The following is a 20215-nucleotide window of genomic DNA, read 5'->3' on the forward strand; positions in this document are numbered from 1 at the left end:
GCGTTCAAAGGAACACCGCAGCGAAACCCTGTCCACAGGCTTCCAGCCCCACAATCCGATACGTCTTCTGGCTTTCGGATCAGCCGGATCGTCGCACCTTCCCGGCATTCGCCAGTGGTCTTCGCGACATCCGTCCCCGATTACAGCGGCGGGCCCGCCACGGAATTTCACCGTGTTCCGTCTATCGAATCGCGTTGGATTATATCGGAGCGGCAAGCATTTCCGGATTCGTCAGCTTGGGTGCGATGATCGCCAGAATTTCGAGTGCCGGTTTGCGGACCTCGGGAGCAACGCCATTCAGCATCTCTGCCGATCCGGCCACCGTCGCAGCCAAGGCCTCTCGTGCGGGGCGAAAACGCTGAGCGGCATCGGTGGCGTCCAACTCCCGCAGCAGTAGCGGTGCCGCCCCTCTCAAACAGCCAATAGCAAGGACCTCAATCAAACTTCCCGCTTCCTGATCCTGCAAGTGATCTTTCGCAGCCAGCAAACTGAATAGAGTCCGTGTAGCAATTTCGGCCTCATCCAGTCGCTTGATCGCAAATAGCACCGTAGCCGCTGTCGCAAGCGTTGCCACATCGTCTGGCGCAAGTTCTGTCGCTCGTATAACTGCCGCCACACACTCATCCTCGGTTTCTTGCTGATCCGACAGCGATGCGGCCAAGAGCAACCAGTTCTCAGCGGCATTTGGCTCCATGGCGCACAATTTTCGTGCAAGGGAGGTGGCTTCGGGACGGCTCGATACATCCTGAACCAATAGTAGGCTCAAGCTCCGCAAACCCTTCCAATTTTCAGGCTCGACGGCCAAGGCTTTGCGATAGACAGCTTCGGCCTCTTCACGGGTTTCCGGTGATTTCTCGAAGACGCCTCCCACGAGAAGCAGGACGGGAGGATCCTCCGGCGCAATCTCCCTCGCCTTGCGCGCGGCATCCAGCGCACCGTCGATCTTGTCCTGCTTGATCAACGCTTCCGCCAGGCAAATCCAGTACAACGCGCCACTGGGATCAACCTCAATCGCATCGCGGGCCAGACGCTCATGTTCCGCACCTTCTTGCACATTCTTGGGTTGGTTGAATAGCCTTGGCACAATCCCCAGCAAGGGATATTCAAACCTCAATGCAGCAGCCTCCCCACCCTCGACGTCCCTTGGACTCTCCATGTATCCGTTCGCGATCGCCGAAGAAAGTTGGGAGGTGCCAAGCGTGCCAAATGTTGTAGTGCCAATCTGCATTGCTTGTTTGACAAATTGTTGAAGGCTCTCGCGATCCGTAGGTAGGGTTCCGTCAAAGGCACCAATCAACTTCAGCAATATCTGTGAAGGCAATGGCAGTCCCAACACCTGCTCAATCACGCCCTTGTCTTCCTCTCCCGCAAACATCCTCTCCAGAACTGTCCTTGCCGCCTTTCTTGCCCTAATCCGCTCGGCCTTGCTCGCCAGATCGCTGTCGTCGCCCGACATATCGAAGATTTCCTCCAGCATCGTCCCGCGCCTCGAAAGAATGACTTCCAGCGCCCGCGTCTCCAATGCGTGCACGACCGGCATCGGACCAATCGCCCGACACAGCGCCAGCATGTATTCGGCTCTACGTGCGTCTGCAGAAGGGGCCTGCAAGCTTTCGTGCGCCAGACGCTGCAACTCTTTCGAGCTGAAAAACACCCGCAAGAACTCGACCAACCACATCAATTTGCGTCTCACCCGGCGACTGGCGCGCATCAGATACCAGATGTTGAAGAAGCGCTCGGCGACCTGGAAGGCCATCCGCTTGCCACTACCGGCCTTGACCTTTTCGGCAACACCGCTCTGCACCAGGCGATCGAGTTGAGCAGAAGCGAGGTTGACCGTCCACCCCAGCGCATCGGCGGCCTGGCGGGCACTCATCGGATCCCAGTGCAAGGCGAGTTTGTCGAGCAGTTGCTGGGCCTGGGTCGGCAGCTCGTCGAAACGGGCCTTGTAAAGCGGCGTCACTTCGTCGAGCAGGCCCTCCAGATCGGAACGCACGTCCCCATCGACGCCCTTCAGCAATACGCCGTAGAGCAGCACCGCGGTACGTGGATTGCCCCCGGTCAGCGTGTGCAGCACGCGCAGTCGGCCGGGGTCGGATTCGACGCGGTTCACCACGTCGTCGGCGCCTCTTTCACGTGCGAGGGCAACGATGGTATCGCGCATCTCGTCCTCAGTCAGTCCTCGCAATTCGTCGATCCGGAAAAAGTCGTAGAAGGCCGCGCCGTAGTCGTAGGTGCTTTCAAGCGCCCGGCTGCTGGCGCCGACGAGGAGGAGTTCCGGGTGTTGCTGCAAGGCTTCGCGCAGGACCCAGTCCTTGTCCTTGATCCGCTCCAGAACGAGGTCGATGTTATCGACCAGCAGCAACAGGCGACGATCCAGCTTTTTTGCCATCCGCAACAGGGCCTGCAGCGCGCACTCACCATCCTTGCGGTCCAGACGTTCGACTTCGGCGTCGATGGCTTTCACTTTGGCGACATCACCGCGCGCTTCGAGAAAATCACCCAGGGCATCGAGACAGTTGAGCCAGAAATCAGCCAGCGTGGCGACGTTGTATTGCTCTTCGGGAAAGGTCAGCGGCAGCCACTGCGCGGCCAGTTCAGCATCATCCTCAACGCCGATGGCAAGGCGGCGCAGCAAGGTCGACTTACCCATTCCCCGCTGACCGAGAATCAATCGATGCTGGGGCCGGGTACCCGGCTTTTCCCGGCGAAAGTCGTCAAGAAAGCGGGCGAGCAGATTGTGACGGGCGATGTAATAAGTGCGCACCTCATCGCGACTCCACAGCGCCGGATTGTAAAGCGCAGGGCGCTTCAACGCGGTATCGTGGCTCATGCGGTAAACCGCCGTTGCCAATAGACGCGCAGCCATTCAAGACGAAAGGCAAAGCGCCTCTGGCGCTCGATCAGGTAGCCGTCGCTGACCAGAACATCGAGCAGGTAATTGAGCAGTTTGTCGCGCTCGTCGGCATCTCGGATCGTTGTGCCTAGTACCTGTGCCAGGTTGTCCCGGCTTTCGCCTGCGGTCGACCGGCAAATCCGGCTCAAAAGCAACGCGGCCTGCCCGGCTTCAGGCTGGCCAAGTTCTTCATCCAGCCGCTGCCGCCAGTAATCGAAGTGGCTGCGATAACCCATGCCGAGCAGCTTTTCGAAAACCAGTTCGACCATCTCTGCATCCGGCGCTCGTCCGCTCTCCAGGCTTTCCTCCCGTAAGTGCTCGAACATCAGTTGCAGGTAGTAGGGAACCGGCCAGCCGACTCGTTGCACGATGACACTGCGTAAACTTTCGTCCACCACGATGCCGTAGCTGCTCGCCAGTTCGCCGAGAAAGCGCTTGGCGGATTCCTCATTGAATGCATCCAGAGGAAATGGCTCAAGATCGTTGATGGTGTCACTCAAGCCCAAGCGTGCGGCCAACGTATCCAGCCCAATGGAGCCGGCGAGCAGCCACTTGACACGACGATAATGGGTCTGGCGGAGGTCGCGCAGCCAATACAGAAATGCGCGCACCTTGCGCCTCCCTTCATCACCTTGTTGCAGCAGGTTGATGACGAAGACGGGCAGTTCATCGACACAGATCAGCCAGTCATCCTCGCCTTCCGAGAGAGCCTTGCCCAGTTCTTCGCCAGCGTCACGCCATTTTTCGGCGTTGACTGCATGCCATTCGATGCCGAGTTCTCCGAGCTTTACGCTCTTGATGCGGGCGAACAGCGCTTTGGTGCGCTGGCTGATGGTTTGCTGGGTGGCGAGCGCACTGAACAGCTCGCGAACGCAATCACTTTCGCTTTCGCATTTGGCGAAACTGCAATGCACGGCCCAACGGGAGTGCTGACGAGCCGTCGCACACAAACGGAGAATCAGAGAGGTCTTGCCGATGCGGCGTGGCGCGAGCATCAAGAGATGGCTACCCTCCAGCTTGCGCCATGCACGTCGCTGTTCCTGTTCCCGGTCAAAGAAATCGTCACCTTCAACCGGATTACCGACACTGATCTTCATGGAAATCTCCACAGCAAGATTTTTGTACAGCAATTCTGCTTTAAATCAGTTTTGATGTAAATATGTAACGCATAAAAAGTGTCCCGGTGAAATACAATTTCCATAAGCTATTTGGAGCCACAGCATCCCCATGAAAGAACTGATCCTTGGCGGCACGCGTTCGGGCAAGAGCGCGCTGGCCGAAAGCCGCGCCACCGCCACGGCATGCAAGGTCATCTACGTCGCCACCGCCACCCCGGGCGACCCTGAAATGGCCGCTCGCATCGCCCACCACCGCGCCCGCCGCCCGGCCGACTGGCATTGTGTCGAAGAGCCGATCCGGCTTGCCGACGCCCTGCGCGATCTGGCGGCCCCGGCAACCTGCATACTCGTCGACTGCCTGACCCTGTGGCTGTCCAACCTGTTCTTCGCCGGCCAGGCTGCTCGGCAAGCCGAAGCCGGGTTGCCCCTCGACTGCCCGCTGTTGCGCGAGCAGGTCGCCGCGCTGCTGGCCATCCTGCCCGACCTGCCGGGCCACGTTATTCTCGTTTCCAACGAAGTCGGCTGCGGCATCGTGCCGATGCACCCGGTTTCGCGGCTGTTCGCCGACGAGCAGGGGCGACTCAACCAGCGCGTGGCAGCGCGCTGCGATCAGGTGACGCTGGTCGCCGCCGGCCTGCCGCTGAGCCTCAAATCCCCGGCAACAGGGGCCTGAGTTTTTCCCGGTCGAGCGCGGCGTCGACCGAATCGGCCAGGCGATCCAGAGCGGCTTCGCGGCAGGCGGCAAAATTGATCCGCTCGGCGGCTTTCAGCCCGGCCCAGGCGAGCAGCGTGGTCAACGCCTCGGGATGGCCAAAATTGCCGTGGCAATGGGTGGCGAAAACCTGGTCATCGTCCGAGATGATGCCCTCGCTGCGGCCATCGAAGAGATGCACCGCCGGCTGCGCCAAACCATCGCCACACCTTACGCCAAGATGAATTTCATAGCCGGTCATTGCCGGCTGACCGGGTAGCGCCGGTTGACCACTGACGTTATGCAACTGCTTCTCGCTTTTCAGCGTCGTCACGCAATCCAGAATGCCCAGCCCCGGGCTGCTGCCGGGCAGGACGATCAAATCGGCAGCCGGTGGCGCTTCACCCGGTCCGATCCAGCGAAAATCGATTTCCGGATGCAGACGCGGCGGATCGAGGTCGTTGTGGTAGGAAACCCAGGGGTAAGCCGGGGGAATCACTTTAATTTTCGCGGCTTTTTTGCTGTCGACCGTAGCAGTCGTGATGGCGTCCTCGGCATCGAAAATCAGGCCATGCCGGCGCCTGCAGAGCCTGTGCCCGTTAAAATTCGCCGCCGTTCACCATCACCGCCGAATTGAGCGCCATGTTCTGCGGCTTGAAGGGGCGGCGCGCACACCGCGACGTTGCTGGATGCGGCACAGCGCAGCCACCAGCTTCGTTTTGCTGGCATCCGACGTGGTGCCTTAAAGCATCAGGGAATATGCGGACACGACGAACCCCGGATCGGAATAGTCGGGAGTTATCGCCGATACAATCGATTACGTTTTCTAACCCAGCCTTGCGGCAAAATGACCCATCAGGTGCATAACCGGAGACCGGCCACCATGCAGCAAAGTGTTTTCATCAGAACGGAATTTTTCCTGCTGATTTTGTTTTCTCTGGTCGTGCCGCTTGCCATCTACGCGTACATGATGTGGAAACGGGCCATTTCACGGAAAACCGTGTTTTTTCTGGCGATTGTGCTGATCGTGCTTGCCGGCATCGACATTCTCTTGCTGCAAAAGTTGAAGGGCCAGGCGGAACTGACATCATCGCTGATCGACAATGCGCTGTTCAGTTCGGAACTTTCGCTGGCCCTCTATCTTTTGCCGGCCCTGTTTGCCGGTGTCGGGATCAACATGATGTCGCACCTGCTGATCAGCCATCTGAGTCAGGCCGAACGTCAGTTTGACCGGGAGCACCCGACGCGCAATGGCGCAGCAGACGATGCTGGCAACTAGGCCGAGCCAGGCTGGCATTCGGCTGATTGCCCTGATCGAAGCGGGCAAGGGCAGCCTGGTCCTGCTCGCCGGGTTTGGCCTGCTGGAACTCGTGCATCACGACTTGCAGCACAGCGCCGAATCCATCGTTCGCCATTTCCACCTGAATCCGGCGAGTCATTACCCGAAAATCTTCATCGACAGCCTGACTCAATTCGACAGCAGCTATTTATGGCTGATGTCCGCAGCGGCATCTGCCTATGCCAGCCTACGTCTGATCGAAGCCTGGGGCCTGTGGGGGCAACGGCGCTGGGCCGAATGGCTGGGCGCACTGAGCGGCGCCATCTATCTGCCCATCGAAATTTACGAACTGCTGCAAGGCGTGACCTGGATCAAGTCGGGCATCTTCGCAATCAACCTGCTGTGCGTCCTGCTGCTCACCAATGCGCTGCGCAACCCGGCCAGGCATGGCTGAGAGCGGCGGCAACTTGCCAGTGCATGGCGCCTCACTTAGCGTCGTTTCTCTTGCCTTTTCCATCGCTAACCGGCGCTTTGAAAGCACCCACCCGCAGGACGACCGTTCTCCAGAATGAACCTCGACCCCGCTCTGTTTTCGATGCCTCTGGCCGCGCGGGTCGCCGTGCTGCTTGACTGGGTGCTCGGCGAGACGCGCCGCTTTCACCCGCTGGTCGGCTTCGGCCTGCCGGCCAACGAAGCGGCGTGGCAACGTCTGGCAACGGCTCTGAACGCATGGAGTACTTTATGAAAATCCGCCATTTTATTGGGTTGACCGCAGCATTCCTGCTCGCCGGCAGTGCGCTGGCGGATCTGGTCGTCCGCGACGATAGCGGCCGTGACGTACACCTTAAGGGGCCAGCCCGGCGCATCGTCACACTCGCCCCCCATTCGGCCGAAAGTCTCTACGCCGCCGGCGCCGGTGCCTATCTGGTCGGCACCGTTGACTACAGTGATTACCCGCCGGAGGCAAAGAAGGTGCCGCGCATCGGCGCTTATTCGCGCGTCGATCTCGAAGCGATTGCTGCCCTCAAGCCCGATCTGGTCATTGCCTGGCAAAGTGGCAACGCATCGGCACAGGTCGACAAGCTGGAAAAGCTCGGCCTCACCGTCTTCATTACCCAGCCGAACCGGATGGAAGACATCGCCACCCATCTCGAACAACTGGGCAAGCTGGCCGCGACCGATGCCACCGCGCACGCCGCCGCCGAGCGTTTTCGGGAGCGCCTGGCCGAATTGCGCAAGGCCAATGCCGGCAAGCCGACGGTGCGCGTCTTCTACCAGATCTGGAAAGCACCGTTGATGACCGTCGGTGGCCAGCAGATCATCACCGACGCCATTCGCCTGTGCGGCGGTGAGAACGTCTTCGGCCAGCTCAGCCAGATGGCTCCGACGGTCAGTGTCGAAGCTGTTCTCGAAGCCAACCCGGAAGCCATCGTCGCCACCGGCATGGGCGACGCTCGCCCGGAATGGCTGCATGACTGGGACAAATGGACACGCATGACCGCCGTCAACCGTGGCAACCTTTTCCATATCAATCCGGACATCATGCAACGCCACACGCCGCGCATTCTCGACGGCACCGAAAAGCTCTGCCGCCTGCTCGATACGGCGCGCAGCCGGAGACCGTAATGAGCCGCACGCCGCAACGCATCGTCTGTCTGACTACCGAAACCGTCGAGGTGCTCTACGCGCTGGGCGAGCAGGAGCGCATCGTCGGCATTTCCGGCTACACCGTGCGTCCGCCCCAGGCACGCAAGGAAAAGCCCAAGGTCTTCGCCTTCAGCAGCGGTGACATCGACAAGATTCTCACCACCCGGCCCGATCTGGTGCTCACCTTCTCCGACCTGCAGGCCGACATCTCGCGCGACCTGATCAAGGCTGGCGTGCCGGTTTATGCCTTCAACACGCGTAGCGTCGAGGACATTCTCGGCATGGTCGAAACGCTCGGCCGGCTGATCGGCGCCGAAGGCCGGGCGCTGGAAATCATCGCCGAGCTCGAAGCGCAGATCGCCAGGACCCGCGCCGTGGCCAGCGAACGCAACGCCCGGCGCGGCAAGCGACCTCGCGTCTATTTCGAGGAATGGGACGAACCCATGATCAGCAGCATCCGCTGGGCCTCCGAGCTGATCGAAATCGCTGGCGGCGAGGATGTTTTTGCCGGGCGCTCCCATTCGCCCCTGGCCCGGGGACGCATGCCAAGCAGCGACGAAGTCATCGCCGCGGCGCCGGACATCATCATCGGCTCCTGGTGCGGCAAGCACTTCCGCCCCGAACGCGTCGTCGCCCGACCGGGCTGGGAGGCGATTCCCGCGGTCAACAGCGGAAAGATGCACGAAATCAAGTCGGCCATCATCCTGACCCCGGGGCCGGTGGCGATCACCGAAGGCCTGCCGCTGCTGCTCGACATCCTGAACATCGACGACCGGTGATCAATCTCCAAGCGAAGGCGGCTGCCAGTCCATAGATCTGCTGGCAGCGCCCGGATAGGGAAATCCGCTTGCTCCACCCTCACACTTCAACTAGATTGACCGTTGATGGTTTGATCACCAAAGGAAAGCACCGATGTTCGGCGAACTAATCTTCCGGCAACTCTTCGACGCGGCGTCATCGACTTATACCTACCTGCTGGCCGACCCGCAATCCCGCGAGGCCGTGCTCATCGACACGGTCTTCGAGCAGCACCTGCGTGACCACGCGCTGGTCGAGGAACTCGGGCTCCGGCTGATTGCCGTCCTCGACACGCACTGCCACGCCGATCATGTGACCGGCGCCTGGCTGATGCAACAGTCCACCGGCTGCAAGATCGGGATATCCGCGCGTTACGGCGATGCGTTGCAGGGAGCCGATCTGCGCCTCGATCATGGCGATCGCGTGGCTTTCGGAAAGCGATCCCTGGAAGTGCGCGCCACCCCGGGGCACACCGATGGCTGTCTGACCTATGTGACCGACGACCATCGCCTGGCCTTCACCGGCGATTGCCTACTGATCCGGGGCGCCGGGCGCTGTGATTTCCAGCAGGGCAATGCCGTTACGCTCTTTCGCTCGATCACCGGGCAGATATTCAGCCTGCCCGACGACTGCCTGATCTTTCCCGGGCACGACTACAACGGCCGTACCGTCACCGCGGTCGGTGAGGAGCGGGCCCATAACCCGCGCATCGGCGGCGGCGCAGACGAACGCGACTTCGTTGGCTTCATGGAGAACCTCAACCTCCCACACCCCAAGCAGATTGCCGTCGCCGTGCCTGCCAACCTTCGCTCGGGCCGGCCCGACGACGGCGAGACACCGCGCCCTGCGGACTGGGGACCGGTACGCCAGAGTTATGCGGGACTGTACGAGATCGACCCGGAGTGGGTCGCCGAACATCTTGGTGCGGTGCACGTTCTCGATGTCCGGCAGAACGACGAACTGGACGAGCGGCTGGGCCGCATCGCCGGCGCCCAACATGTTCCGTTGAATGAACTCAAGGACCGCCTGGACGAGATTCCGAGGGACCGGCCGGTGATCCCTGTGTGCCACGCCGGGATGCGTTCGGGTCAGGCCACGGTGATCCTGCGCCAGGCCGGCTTCCCGCGTGTCGCCAACCTGCGCGGCGGCATGCTGTCATGGCAGCAGATCGGCCTACCGGTGGTCCGCGACGCCGACTCTCCGGCTTGACACGCCACCTGGCTGCCACCTTTCGGGAAGCAATCTGAAGGAGGGTCATCGCCAGCTCGCTCGCTCGCTCTAATCGGCTGCCTGAACAGAGGAGATACTCCATCATATTTGTCCTTTCCCCCTTCGCCGCCGCACTGCTGGCAGTGCCTGCATTGCCTGCCCGCGCCGCCGACAAATTCAGGTTGCGCTACCCCACGGTGCGCGAGCCCGGTTCCGACAATTATGCGGTCGACCACTCCTCTGGCATAATTTTGCTGGGCTCCGACGGCCAGTTCATCAAGAAATTCGCCTTCGCGACGCCGCTGGAGAAAGTCACCGCGCAACTCGTCGAGATACTGGATGAATACCCGGTTACTCCGACGTGGGGGCGCTGACCCCGGATTGACTTTTCACACCCCGCTAGGTATCGTCCGCAGCACGCTGGCAAGCCAGCCGCGCCGATTTGAGCTCTGCTTGCGGGCGCTCTACAAATTCAGCTAAAACGGGAACCGCCCAGTTCGCGTTTGTTGGCCAACTGGGCTTTTTGTTTTCAGGATCAGCATGCCAGGACAATCCGTCGGCGTCGTCGCAGCACAGAACGCCCATTTCGAACAGCCCCTGCAATTGCGCAGCGGCGCTGTGTTGCCTGCCTACGATCTGGTCTATGAAACCTACGGCACGCTGAACGCGGCCAAATCGAACGCGATCCTCGTCTGCCATGCGCTCTCGGGCAATCACCACGTCGCCGGACACTACGCCGACCAGCCGGACAATATCGGCTGGTGGGACAACATCATCGGCCCCGGTCGGCCGCTCGATACCGACAAATTCTTCATCGTTGGCCTAAATAATTTGGGTGGCTGCCACGGGTCGACCGGACCATCCTCACCGAACCCGGCAACCGGCAAGCCATGGGGCGCCGATTTCCCGATGGTCGCCGTCATCGACTGGGTACACGCTCAGGCGCGCCTCGCCGACCTGCTTGGCATCGACAGTTGGGCGGTGATCATGGGCGGCAGCCTCGGTGGCATGCAGGCGCTACGCTGGAGCATCACTTACCCCGATCGGGTACGCAACGCTATCGTCATCGCCGCCGCACCCAAGCTGTCGGCGCAGAACATCGCCTTCAACGATGTCGCGCGGCAGGCAATCCTGACCGACCCGGACTTTCACGGTGGCAATTACTACGAACACAACACGCGGCCGCTGCGCGGGTTGCGCCTGGCACGCATGCTCGGCCACATCACCTACCTGTCCGACGACCAGATGGGCGAGAAGTTCGGCCGCGAGTTGCGCAATGGCGCCTTTTCCTTCGGTTTCGACGTGGAATTCGAAATCGAGTCCTATCTGCGCTACCAGGGTGACAAGTTCGCCGGCAATTTCGACGCCAACACCTACCTGCTGATGACCAAGGCGCTCGACTATTTCGACCCGGCGCGCGAGGACAGCGGCAACCTGATCGCGACCATGGCGCGCAGCCAGGCCAACTTTCTGATCATCTCGTTTTCCACTGACTGGCGTTTTTCGCCGGCGCGCTCGAAGGAGATGGTGGCCGCCCTGCTTGCCAACGGACGCGACGTCTCGTATGCGGAAATCAGCCTCAATTTTGGCCATGACTCCTTCCTGATGGACGATGCGCACTACCACGGCGTTATCGATGCCTTCCTGCGGAATATCAAGCTATGACACATACCCTGGGCCGCGCCGACTTCGACCTCATCACCGCCCTGATCGAACCCGGCGACCGCGTGCTCGACCTCGGTTGTGGCGACGGCACGCTGTTGCGCCACCTGATCGACACGCGCGGGGTGCGCGGCTGTGGAGTCGAAATCGACGATGCGAACATCCTCGCCGCGATCAAAAATGGGATCAACGTCATCCAAGGCAACCTGGAACGTCCGCTCGACGAATTCGCCGACCAGGCTTTCGACCATGTCGTGCTGTCGCGCACCTTGCAAACAGTGCGCCACACCGAAGGCATCCTGCGCGAGATGCTGCGCGTCGGGCGCGAGGCGGTCGTCTCCTTCCCCAACTTCGCCTACTGGAAGAACCTGCGATCGGTGCTCGACGGGCGCATGCCGGTCTCCGAGGACCTTCCCTACCAGTGGTACGACTCGCCTAACGTGCGTTTCTTCACGCTGCTCGATTTCGAGGCGCTGTGCGCCAAGATGGGGCTGGTCATCCGCGAGCGCCACGTTCTTGACGAGGAAGGCAATCTGGTCGAGGGCGAAGTCAATTTTCTCGGCAGCCTGGCCGTCTATCGACTGACGCTGAAGCGCTGATGCCGGCCTGGCTTGCAGCGCTGCTGACGCGGAAGATGCTGATCTGCGTCTTCACCGGCTTTTCATCGGGCTTGCCACTCTATCTGTTGCTCAACCTGATGCCGGCCTGGTTGCGCAGCGAGGGCGTCGACCTCAAGACGATTGGCTTCTTTGCACTGATCCAGTTTCCCTACACCTGGAAATTCCTCTGGTCGCCGCTGCTTGACCGCTTCAGCGTTCCCGGTTTCGGGCGCCGGCGCGGCTGGATGTTAATGACCCAGATCGGCCTGCTGCTGACCATAGGCTTGATGGGCGGACTCGACCCGAAGGAAAACATCTGGCCGATCCTGTGGCTGGCCACGCTGCTCTCCTTTCTTTCCGGGACGCAGGACATCGCGGTCGACGCTTTTCGCCGCGAAATTCTATGCGACAACGAACTCGGCCTCGGCAACGCGGTGCACGTCAACGCCTACCGCATCGCCGGCCTGGTTCCCGGCTCGCTATCGCTGATCCTCGCCGACCGCCTGCCGTGGAACGAAGTATTCTGGATCACCAGCGCCTTCATGATTCCCGGCATGGTCATGGCCTGGCTGGTCAGCGAACCGCTGGTCAAAGGCGTGCCCAAGACCCTGCGTCAGGCGGTGACCGAACCGTTCCACGAATTCGTCGACCGCCAAGGCTGGCACGGTGCCCTGCTGGTGCTCGGTTTCATTTTTCTCTACAAGCTCGGCGACAGCCTGAGTACCGCGCTGGCGACGCCGTTCTACCTCGACATGGGCTTCACCAAGACCGATATCGGCCTGATCGCCAAGCATGCCGGGCTATGGCCGGCGGTGATCGGCGCTCTGCTCGGCGGCCTGTGGATGGTCCGACTCGGTATCAACCGCGCCCTGTGGCTGTTCGGTGTCGTGCAACTGGTGTCGATCTTCGGCTTCGTCTGGCTGTCCGCACACGGTCATTTCGCCAGTATCGGCGCCGGCGAGCGTCTGGCGCTGGCCTTCGTCATCGGACTCGAAGCACTCGGGGTCGGGCTCGGCACGGCGGCGTTCGTCGCCTATATCGCCCGCTCGACGCATCCGGCCTATACGGCAACACAGATGGCGCTATTCACCAGCCTGGCAGCGGTGCCGCGCACTTTCGTCAATGCTTCGGCCGGCTGGCTGGTGGAAATGCTCGGCTGGACCAGTTTTTTCTGGCTGTGCGCCGCGCTGGCCGTTCCCGGCATGCTCCTGTTGTTCAAGGTCGCCCCGTGGAACACACGGGAAACGGGCCTGGATTAGCCTGACTTCCGCCAGGCGACGGGAACGCCTGTTGCGGTCAACGCGTTCCGAGGAGCGAATTGCGAACCGACCGCCAGCCACGCCAGACAAAAAACGCACGTCTGCCCCACCGCCAGGTACGCGCCGGACTGACCACGACAACAACGGCAACCGTGACGCCAACTACCTCCGGATGCGCCTTCACCCAGTCCACACCGGCCAGCGCCTTGTCGGCGATGCCAAGAACCCTTTCGAGACCGGCCGAATGTTCCGCCAGCGCATCACGCTGGATCGCGATGCGCGCCCGCAACTCGCCCTGGCGCAGGGTCAGCTCATGCGTGCGATCACTCACTGCTTGTCCGTGGCCTGCCGCAACTGCGCCATATCGGTTTCCAGTTCGGTGAGACTGGCGCGGAAAAGCTTGCTTGGCTGGGCAATCTGGCGGCGCAGGGCGGAAACGAGAAGCAGGCCCGTTACCAGAAAGAGCCCCGCCGCCATGCCGAAGACCAGGATGCGCTGCTCCCAGAAGATGAGAGCGATGAAGGCGACCAGCATCATCAGACCGACCGCGAAGAGAAACAGCGCCCCAACCGCCTTGGCCCACAGTGACATGAGGCGCAGTTTTTCTTCCTCGACTTCGGTTACGAGGAGTTCCGCGCGCGTCTTGCCGATCGCGAGCAGCGTCAGGATCAGGTTCTTCAGGGAAACGAACAACCTTTCGCGGCTCGCTTCGCCTCGCGATCTGGCTGGCATGGTCTTAACGGCGGCCGATCAGGACGCCGAGAGCCAGGCCGAGAGCGGCAGCCACGCCAATGGCCTGCCACGGACGCTCATGGACAAAGTCGTCGGTAGCGCGCGCGGCCGCCTTTGTCTTGTCGCGCAGCGCGGCATCGGCATCGGCCAGGCGTTCCTTGGCGTCGCGCAGACGAATGGCGATGCGCTCGCGCAACTCACCAGCCTTCTCACCGGCAACGCCAGCGGTGCTGCGCAACAGTTCCTCGGTATCGGACACCACGACCTTCAGATCGGAGACCAGCTTTTCCTTGCTGGCAACACTCATTTCGTCGGACATTTCATTCTCCTAGTTTTGAATTGTTCACAATCGCAGATTATCCCCTTCGGGCGACGAAAGCAATTCACAAAGTCCATTCGTAATCGATCACCAGCGGCGCATGATCGGAGAACCGTTCGCCCTTATAGACTTCAGCACGTCGCGCACCAACCGCGACTCCCGGCGTGGCGACCTGGTAGTCGATCCGCCAGCCGACATTCTTCGCCCAGGCCTGGCCGCGATTACTCCACCAGGTGTAGGAATCTCCGGTTGCCTCGGGATGCAGGCGGCGATAGACATCGACCCAGCCGTGGTCGTCGAACACGTGGGTCATCCAGGCTCGCTCCTCGGGCAGGAAGCCGGAATTCTTCTGGTTGGATCTCCAGTTCTTCAGATCGATTTCCTTGTGGGCAATGTTCCAGTCGCCGCACAGGACAATCTCGCGCCCCTCGGCGCGCAAGGCGGCAAGATGCGGGAGGAAGGCGTCGAGAAAGCGGAACTTGGCTTCCTGACGATCGGGCGACGAGGAGCCTGACGGCAGGTAAAGCGAAATGACCGACAACTTCCCTAAATCAGCGCGGATATAGCGCCCTTCGGCATCGAACTCGCCATTTCCGAAACCTTCAAGCACTGCTTCGGGCTTCCGCCTGCACCAGATACCGACCCCGCTGTAACCCTTCTTTTCCGCCGCATGATAGAAAGCATGCATGTCATCCGGGGCCAGCATTTCCGGGGCGAGGTCCGGCAACTGTGCCTTGAGTTCCTGGAGGCAGACGAAATCCGGCGCCCGCGCGACCACCCACGGCAGCACATTCTTGCTCCAAGCGCTGCGGATACCATTGAGATTCAGGGAGATGATGCGTAACATTGGCCTTTTTTGCGTGGTGCTGATGGCGCATGCAGGAATGGAAGAGGATGGACTTTCGTCAGGAATTCATTGAATTCGCTCTTGGTTGCAAGGTTCTGCGCTTTGGCGAATTCACGACCAAGGCTGGGCGGCTTTCGCCATATTTCTTCAACGCCGGGCTGTTCAACGATGGGCAGTCGCTGGGCCAACTGGCCGGATTCTACGCCAAAGCAGCCGAAGCCGGCGGCATCGACTTCGACATGCTGTTCGGGCCGGCCTACAAGGGCATTCCGCTGGTTGCCGCGATCGCAGTCGCGCTGGCGCAACGGGGCCGGAACTTTCCCTTCGCCTTCAACCGCAAGGAAGCCAAGGATCATGGCGAGGGTGGCAGCATCGTCGGCGCGCCGCTCGCGGGCCGCGTGCTGATCCTCGACGATGTCATTTCCGCAGGCACATCGGTGCGCGAGTCGGTCAACTTGATCCGCGCCGCCGGCGCCACCCCGGCGGGCGTCCTTATCGCACTTGACCGTCAGGAGCGGGGGCAGGGAGATCTCTCGGCGGTCGAGGAAGTCCAGCGTGACCATGGCATCCCGGTAGTTGCCGTCGCCAGTCTGCGGGACCTGATGGCCTATCTCGAATATCATCCGCAATTTTCGTCTCACAAGGCAGCCGTCGAACGTTACAGGGAGCAGTATGGTGTCAGTCAATAAATTTGTGGTCAGTGCGATCGTTCTGTTCGCGGCCTTTCCGGCTCATGCCGCCGCCGCCAGCAACGACCCGGCCAGCAACAAGATGTTTTGCTGCGAAGGTGGGCGCATCTGCGCCGACACGTTTCCCGAACGCTGCAGAGGCAAGGCCTACAGCATCCTTGACGGTAAGGGCAACCTGATCCGGGAAGAGCCGGCGCCACTGACTGCACAGCAGAAGGCCGAGGCCGCCGCCGAGGCGCTGCGCAAGAGGGAACTCGAGGAGCAAGCCAGGGAGCAGCGGCGCCAGGACCAGGCACTGCTCCAGACCTATACCAGCGCGCAGGATATCGACCGCTCACAAGCCCGCGCAGAACTGGAGGTGGGCGCCGCGATCAAGGGTGCCGAGGAAAGGATTGCGTCAGCGCGCCAGCAGCGCAAGAAGTTCGAGGATGAGGCCGAGTTCTACAAGAAGAAGTCTCTGCCGCAGGACATAGCCAAGGGGTTGCGCGATTCCGGCCACGAAATCAAGACGCAGCAGGAACTCCTCGACGTCAAAAGGAAGGACTTGGCCAGCATCCAGGCCAAGTACGATGCTGACCGCAAGCGCTATACCGAACTGACCGGGCAGTAGGCGGCGTCCGTAGCCCCCGCAAATCCGAACGCGCCAAAAGCACCGCAGACGCGCTGATCAGCCCGCAAGTTTTTGCCGCAGCAGGTCGTTGACCTGTTGCGGATTGGCCTTGCCCTTGGCCGCCTTCATGACTTGGCCGACCAGTGAGTTAAAGGCCTTTTCCTTGCCCGCGCGGAATTCAGCGACGCTGGCGGCGTTGGTAGCCAGCACCTCGTCGACCAGCGTCGCGATGGCGCCACTGTCGGTAATCTGCTTCAATCCCTGGCGCTCAATCACTTCGTCGGCCGTCGCCCCCTCGCCATGCCACAAGGCGTCGAACACCTTCTTGGCAATGTTGTTGGAAATGGTGTTGTCGGCGATGCGCTGCACCAGGCCGGCGAGATGTGCCGCGGAAACCGGCGACTCACCGAGTTCCTTGCCCTCCTTGTTCAGGCGCGCGGCCAGATCGACCATGACCCAGTTAGCGCACAGCTTGGCATTGACCGCACCGGCAAGCGCTACGGTCGACTCGAAATATTGAGCCATTTCCTGGCTGGCGGTCAGCGTTGTCGCGTCGTAGGCCGAGAGTCCCAGATCGTTGATGAAGCGCCCACGCATCTGCTGCGGCAGTTCTGGCAACCCGTTTTTGACGCGGGCAATCCAGTCCGCGGAAATCGCCAGCGGCAGCAGATCGGGATCGGGGAAATAGCGATAATCGTGCGCGTCTTCCTTGCTCCGCATCATCCGCGTTTCACCGCTGTCCGGGTCGAACAGCACGGTAGCTTGCTGGATCTTGCGCCCTTCGTCGATTTCGTTGATCTGCCACTGGACTTCGTAATCGATGGCTTCCTTGAGGAAGCGGAAGGAATTCAGATTCTTGATCTCGCGCCGCGTGCCGAATTCGGCCTGACCCTTCGGACGCACCGAGACGTTGGCGTCGCAGCGGAACGAGCCTTCCTGCATGTTGCCGTCGCAGATGCCGATCCAGCGGACCAGCGCGTGCAGTGTCTTGGCGTAGGCGACCGCCTCGTCCGACGAGCGCATGTCCGGCTCGGAAACGATTTCGAGCAGCGGCGTACCGGCCCGGTTGAGGTCGATGCCGGTATGATCGCTAGAAGGCCCCTCAACGTAATCATCTTCTACATATTTTTCGGCAAAATACCCATGAATTGACTTACCGGCATCTTCCTCGAGATGGGCACGGGTCAGGCGGACGACCTTCTCGTAAGCCTTGTCCCCGTGGCCGATTTGCAGCGTGATATTGCCACCGACGACGATCGGCAGGTCCATCTGGCTGATCTGGTAGCCTTTCGGCAGGTCCGGATAGAAATAATTCTTGCGTGCGAAAACCGATCTCTTCGCCACCTCGGCACCGATCGCCAGGCCGAAGCGAATGGCACATTCCACCGCCTTCCGGTTGAGCACCGGCAAAACACCGGGCAAGGCGAGGTCGACCGCGCAAGCCTGCGTGTTTGGTTGCGCGCCGAAAGCCGTTGCGGCACCCGAGAAAATTTTCGAAACCGTCGCCAGTTGCGCGTGCGTTTCGATACCGATCACCACTTCCCACTGATTCATCATTTCATTCCGTTTCTTAACAACGCCCCGATTTGCCCTCGACAATCAACGGCCACAGATAGCTGAAAGCATCGCCGCCGCAGGATTTCGGGCAGTTGTTAAAGGCAATCGTCACATTGTTTCCCTGTTCCCACATGATCACCGTGCATTCGGTTTCCTGACGGTGCCTGAGTAGTGCCTGCGGCATCTTCTCGACCTGCTCGAATTCGCGCAGGTCGAAGTGACAGGCGCCGTGCCCCTTCATCGTCATCTGGGCGTTGAAAGTTTGCACGCTGGACTCCTTAACCAGAAGGTCGAGACGCCTGGTCGTCCCGATTGCGTCCTTGGTCGAGCACTTCGCGCGCGCATTGAGCGGGCGCGTCGCCTGCGGCTTGATGGTGCGATTCTTCAGGTACTTGAGGGGCTGCGATTCGATCTTCTGTTCGCCGGTTGCGGTCGACCCGCCGGCCGAACCAAATTCCGCCTGCTTCCCAGTTTCGGCACAACCGGCCACCAGCAGGAGCGCAAGTAGCCAGACTGCCCACATCGGTTTCACGCCAGCCCGTCCGGCCGCCGCAGGTGCCAGTCACTCGCCTGCTGGTAGCGATGCGCCACGTTGAGCAGTTGCGCCTCGGCAAAATAGTTGCCAATCAGTTGCAGCCCGACCGGCAGGCCGTCGGCGAAACCGCAGGGAATCGACATGCCGGGCAGACCGGCGAGATTGACGGCGATCGTGTAGATGTCCGACAGGTACATCCGCACCGGATCGGCAGCTTTTTCGCCCAGCTTGAAGGCGGTGGTCGGCGAGGTCGGGCCCATGATCACGTCGCACTGCTTGAACGTCACGACGAAATCGTTGGCGATCAGCCGGCGAATTCGTTGTGCCTGAAGATAGTAGGCGTCGTAATAACCATGCGACAGCACATAGGTGCCGATCAGGATGCGCCGCTTGACCTCGGCGCCGAAACCCTGGGCGCGGGTCTTCTGGTACATGTCTTCGAGATTGCCGTATTCCGGGGCGCGATAGCCGTAGCGCACGCCATCAAAGCGCGACAGGTTTGAACTGGCTTCAGCCGGCGCGATCACGTAGTAGGCCGCTACCGATAGATGCGAGTTGGGCAGCGATACTTCGACCGTGGTCGCCCCCAGTTTCCGGTATTCATCAAGCGCCTCCTGCACCGCGGCCATCACATCGGCATCACAGCCTTCGCCGAAAAACTCCTTGGGCAGGCCGATACGCAGGCCGGCCAGCGGCTTTTCCAGGTCGCGGGCGTAGTCTTCGGGCGGACGGTCGAGCGAAGTCGAATCGCGCTCGTCAAAACCAGCCATCGTATTGAGCAGCAGCGCACAATCCTCGGCGCTCTTCGCCATTGGGCCGCCCTGATCGAGCGACGAGGCGAAGGCAATCATGCCGTAGCGCGAAACGACGCCGTAAGTCGGCTTGAGGCCGGTCAAATTGCACAAGGCCGCCGGCTGGCGGATCGAACCGCCGGTATCGGTGCCGGTCGCCGCCGGCGCCAGGCGCGCCGCCACGGCTGCCGCCGAGCCGCCGGACGAGCCACCCGGAACGCGCTGCCGATCCCACGGATTGCGTACCGGGCCAAAGAACGAAGTTTCACTGGACGAACCCATCGCGAACTCGTCCATGTTGGTCTTGCCCAGCGAAACGAGGCCGGCTTCGCTTTCCATCTTGTGGATCACCGTCGCGTCGTAAGGCGAAACGAAATTGGCCAGCATTTTCGAACCGCAGGTCGTGCGCCAGCCGTCGGCACAGAAAATGTCCTTCTGGGCGATCGGGATACCGGTCAGCAGACCAGCCGTGCCAGCGGCAATCCGGGCATCAGCGGCGCGCGCGTATTTCAGGCTTTTTTCGGCGTCGACCGTAACGAAGGCGTTAAGCGCAGGATTCAAGCGCTCGATGCGTCCGAGGAAGAGCCGGGTCATCTCGACGCTGGAAATTTGCTTCGCGGCCAGCGCTTGCGACAGTTGCTTGAGGCTGGAGTCGATCATTCGATCACCTTCGGCACGAGGTAGAGGTCGGCTTCGATTTCCGGCGCCACCGCCTGATAGGCGGCACGGCGATCGCCTTCGCTGACGACGTCATTGCGCAGGCGCTGGCTGACTTCCTGGGCGTGAGCCATCGGCTCGACGCCGCGCGTGTCAACCGCCTGCATCTGCTCGATCAGCTCGAAGATGCCGTTGAGGTGCCCCTGCGTGGTGATGGCTTCGGATTCGCTGATCTCGATGCGCGCGAGATGGGCGATGCGCCGGACCTGTTCAAGTGAAAGCGACATGGCGGGCAAAGACTTTTTGCAGTGCACAAAGTC

Annotated in this window: 22 protein-coding genes, 2 pseudogenes and 1 riboswitch; of the genes and pseudogenes, 13 read left to right on the forward strand and 11 right to left on the reverse strand. The window is 61.1% G+C overall.

Annotated features, from left to right (window positions below):
- Window positions 1-39 precede the first annotated feature (39 nt).
- Window positions 40-224: riboswitch (cobalamin riboswitch) on the reverse strand.
- Both IPP03_12435 and IPP03_12440 read right to left on the reverse strand, forming a co-directional pair.
- A complete protein-coding gene (locus IPP03_12435) occupies window positions 200-2833 on the reverse strand; it encodes a hypothetical protein (protein ID MBL0353411.1) in 2634 nt (877 codons plus the stop codon). Its footprint overlaps the riboswitch before it by 25 nt.
- Window positions 2830-3993 carry an ATP-binding protein gene (locus tag IPP03_12440; GenBank protein MBL0353412.1) on the reverse strand — a complete coding sequence of 388 codons (1164 nt, stop codon included), beginning with the start codon at window positions 3991-3993 and terminating at the stop codon, window positions 2830-2832. The genes IPP03_12435 and IPP03_12440 overlap by 4 nt, the downstream gene beginning before the upstream one ends.
- A gap of 130 nt (window positions 3994-4123) precedes the next feature.
- On the opposite strand from IPP03_12440, the gene cobU reads away from it, so the two are divergent.
- Window positions 4124-4687: a bifunctional adenosylcobinamide kinase/adenosylcobinamide-phosphate guanylyltransferase gene (cobU, locus tag IPP03_12445; protein ID MBL0353413.1), complete on the forward strand. Its 564-nt coding sequence runs from the start codon at window positions 4124-4126 to the stop codon at window positions 4685-4687.
- On the opposite strand, the pseudogene IPP03_12450 reads toward cobU, so the two are convergent.
- A pseudogene (locus IPP03_12450) lies at window positions 4662-5456 on the reverse strand (hypothetical protein). The gene cobU and the pseudogene IPP03_12450 overlap by 26 nt on opposite strands.
- Window positions 5457-5588: 132 nt before the next feature.
- Here IPP03_12450 and IPP03_12455 point away from each other — a divergent pair.
- From IPP03_12455 to IPP03_12500, 10 genes and pseudogenes are all read left to right on the forward strand, one after another.
- Window positions 5589-5984 (forward strand): hypothetical protein, encoded by a 396-nt coding sequence (locus IPP03_12455; GenBank protein ID MBL0353414.1) that lies wholly within the window; start codon window positions 5589-5591, stop codon window positions 5982-5984.
- Entirely contained in the window at window positions 5971-6438 is a 468-nt protein-coding gene (locus IPP03_12460; protein MBL0353415.1) for a DUF2127 domain-containing protein, read from the forward strand. Before IPP03_12455 ends, IPP03_12460 begins: the two co-directional genes overlap by 14 nt.
- 114 nt (window positions 6439-6552) lie before the next feature.
- A pseudogene (locus IPP03_12465) lies at window positions 6553-6663 on the forward strand (cobalamin biosynthesis protein).
- A 50-nt stretch (window positions 6664-6713) separates the two neighbouring features.
- Complete coding sequence (locus IPP03_12470; protein ID MBL0353416.1) at window positions 6714-7610, forward strand: cobalamin-binding protein; 897 nt, start codon at window positions 6714-6716, stop codon at window positions 7608-7610.
- Window positions 7610-8410, forward strand: coding sequence for a cobalamin-binding protein (locus tag IPP03_12475; protein ID MBL0353417.1), 801 nt, complete (start codon window positions 7610-7612; stop codon window positions 8408-8410). The genes IPP03_12470 and IPP03_12475 overlap by 1 nt, the downstream gene beginning before the upstream one ends.
- A 133-nt stretch (window positions 8411-8543) precedes the next feature.
- The gene (locus tag IPP03_12480) at window positions 8544-9638 is read left to right on the forward strand and encodes an MBL fold metallo-hydrolase (protein ID MBL0353418.1); all 1095 of its coding nucleotides are present in this window, start codon (window positions 8544-8546) and stop codon (window positions 9636-9638) included.
- A 143-nt stretch (window positions 9639-9781) separates the two neighbouring features.
- A complete protein-coding gene (locus tag IPP03_12485; protein MBL0353419.1) occupies window positions 9782-10012 on the forward strand; it encodes a hypothetical protein in 231 nt (76 codons plus the stop codon).
- A gap of 166 nt (window positions 10013-10178) precedes the next feature.
- Window positions 10179-11303, forward strand: a complete 1125-nt coding sequence (locus tag IPP03_12490) for a homoserine O-acetyltransferase (GenBank protein ID MBL0353420.1) — start codon at window positions 10179-10181, stop codon at window positions 11301-11303.
- Entirely contained in the window at window positions 11300-11899 is a 600-nt protein-coding gene (metW, locus tag IPP03_12495) for a methionine biosynthesis protein MetW (GenBank protein MBL0353421.1), read from the forward strand. The genes IPP03_12490 and metW overlap by 4 nt, the downstream gene beginning before the upstream one ends.
- On the forward strand, window positions 11899-13158 hold the full coding sequence (locus IPP03_12500; protein ID MBL0353422.1) for an AmpG family muropeptide MFS transporter: 1260 nt from the start codon (window positions 11899-11901) through the stop codon (window positions 13156-13158). Before metW ends, IPP03_12500 begins: the two co-directional genes overlap by 1 nt.
- 37 nt (window positions 13159-13195) lie before the next feature.
- On the opposite strand, the gene IPP03_12505 is transcribed toward IPP03_12500, so the two are convergent.
- From IPP03_12505 to xth, 4 genes are all read right to left on the reverse strand, one after another.
- Complete coding sequence (locus tag IPP03_12505) at window positions 13196-13489, reverse strand: YqjK-like family protein (protein ID MBL0353423.1); 294 nt, start codon at window positions 13487-13489, stop codon at window positions 13196-13198.
- Window positions 13486-13890, reverse strand: a complete 405-nt coding sequence (locus IPP03_12510; protein ID MBL0353424.1) for a phage holin family protein — start codon at window positions 13888-13890, stop codon at window positions 13486-13488. The genes IPP03_12505 and IPP03_12510 overlap by 4 nt, the downstream gene beginning before the upstream one ends.
- 4 nt (window positions 13891-13894) lie before the next feature.
- Window positions 13895-14209, reverse strand: a complete 315-nt coding sequence (locus tag IPP03_12515) for a DUF883 domain-containing protein (protein MBL0353425.1) — start codon at window positions 14207-14209, stop codon at window positions 13895-13897.
- 64 nt (window positions 14210-14273) lie between these two features.
- A complete protein-coding gene (gene xth / locus IPP03_12520) occupies window positions 14274-15056 on the reverse strand; it encodes an exodeoxyribonuclease III (protein MBL0353426.1) in 783 nt (260 codons plus the stop codon).
- Between the two features lie 47 nt (window positions 15057-15103).
- On the opposite strand from xth, the gene pyrE reads away from it, so the two are divergent.
- Together pyrE and IPP03_12530 are read left to right on the forward strand one after the other, a co-directional pair.
- Window positions 15104-15745, forward strand: coding sequence for an orotate phosphoribosyltransferase (pyrE, locus tag IPP03_12525; GenBank protein ID MBL0353427.1), 642 nt, complete (start codon window positions 15104-15106; stop codon window positions 15743-15745).
- Window positions 15732-16355 carry a hypothetical protein gene (locus IPP03_12530; GenBank protein MBL0353428.1) on the forward strand — a complete coding sequence of 208 codons (624 nt, stop codon included), beginning with the start codon at window positions 15732-15734 and terminating at the stop codon, window positions 16353-16355. Before pyrE ends, IPP03_12530 begins: the two co-directional genes overlap by 14 nt.
- A 57-nt stretch (window positions 16356-16412) precedes the next feature.
- Here IPP03_12530 and gatB read toward each other — a convergent pair whose 3' ends face one another.
- Genes gatB through gatC form a run of 4 tightly spaced genes read right to left on the reverse strand, consistent with a single transcriptional unit; the run spans window position 16413 to window position 20182 of the window.
- Window positions 16413-17909 carry an Asp-tRNA(Asn)/Glu-tRNA(Gln) amidotransferase subunit GatB gene (gene gatB, locus IPP03_12535; protein MBL0353429.1) on the reverse strand — a complete coding sequence of 499 codons (1497 nt, stop codon included), beginning with the start codon at window positions 17907-17909 and terminating at the stop codon, window positions 16413-16415.
- Between the two features lie 16 nt (window positions 17910-17925).
- Window positions 17926-18444 (reverse strand): hypothetical protein, encoded by a 519-nt coding sequence (locus tag IPP03_12540; GenBank protein ID MBL0353430.1) that lies wholly within the window; start codon window positions 18442-18444, stop codon window positions 17926-17928.
- Window positions 18441-19898, reverse strand: coding sequence for an Asp-tRNA(Asn)/Glu-tRNA(Gln) amidotransferase subunit GatA (gene gatA, locus IPP03_12545; GenBank protein ID MBL0353431.1), 1458 nt, complete (start codon window positions 19896-19898; stop codon window positions 18441-18443). The genes IPP03_12540 and gatA overlap by 4 nt, the downstream gene beginning before the upstream one ends.
- Window positions 19895-20182, reverse strand: a complete 288-nt coding sequence (gatC, locus tag IPP03_12550; GenBank protein ID MBL0353432.1) for an Asp-tRNA(Asn)/Glu-tRNA(Gln) amidotransferase subunit GatC — start codon at window positions 20180-20182, stop codon at window positions 19895-19897. The genes gatA and gatC overlap by 4 nt, the downstream gene beginning before the upstream one ends.
- Window positions 20183-20215 lie beyond the last annotated feature (33 nt).

Source organism: Candidatus Dechloromonas phosphoritropha (genome assembly GCA_016722705.1).
GTDB classification, from domain to species: Bacteria; Pseudomonadota; Gammaproteobacteria; order Burkholderiales; family Rhodocyclaceae; genus Azonexus; species Azonexus phosphoritrophus.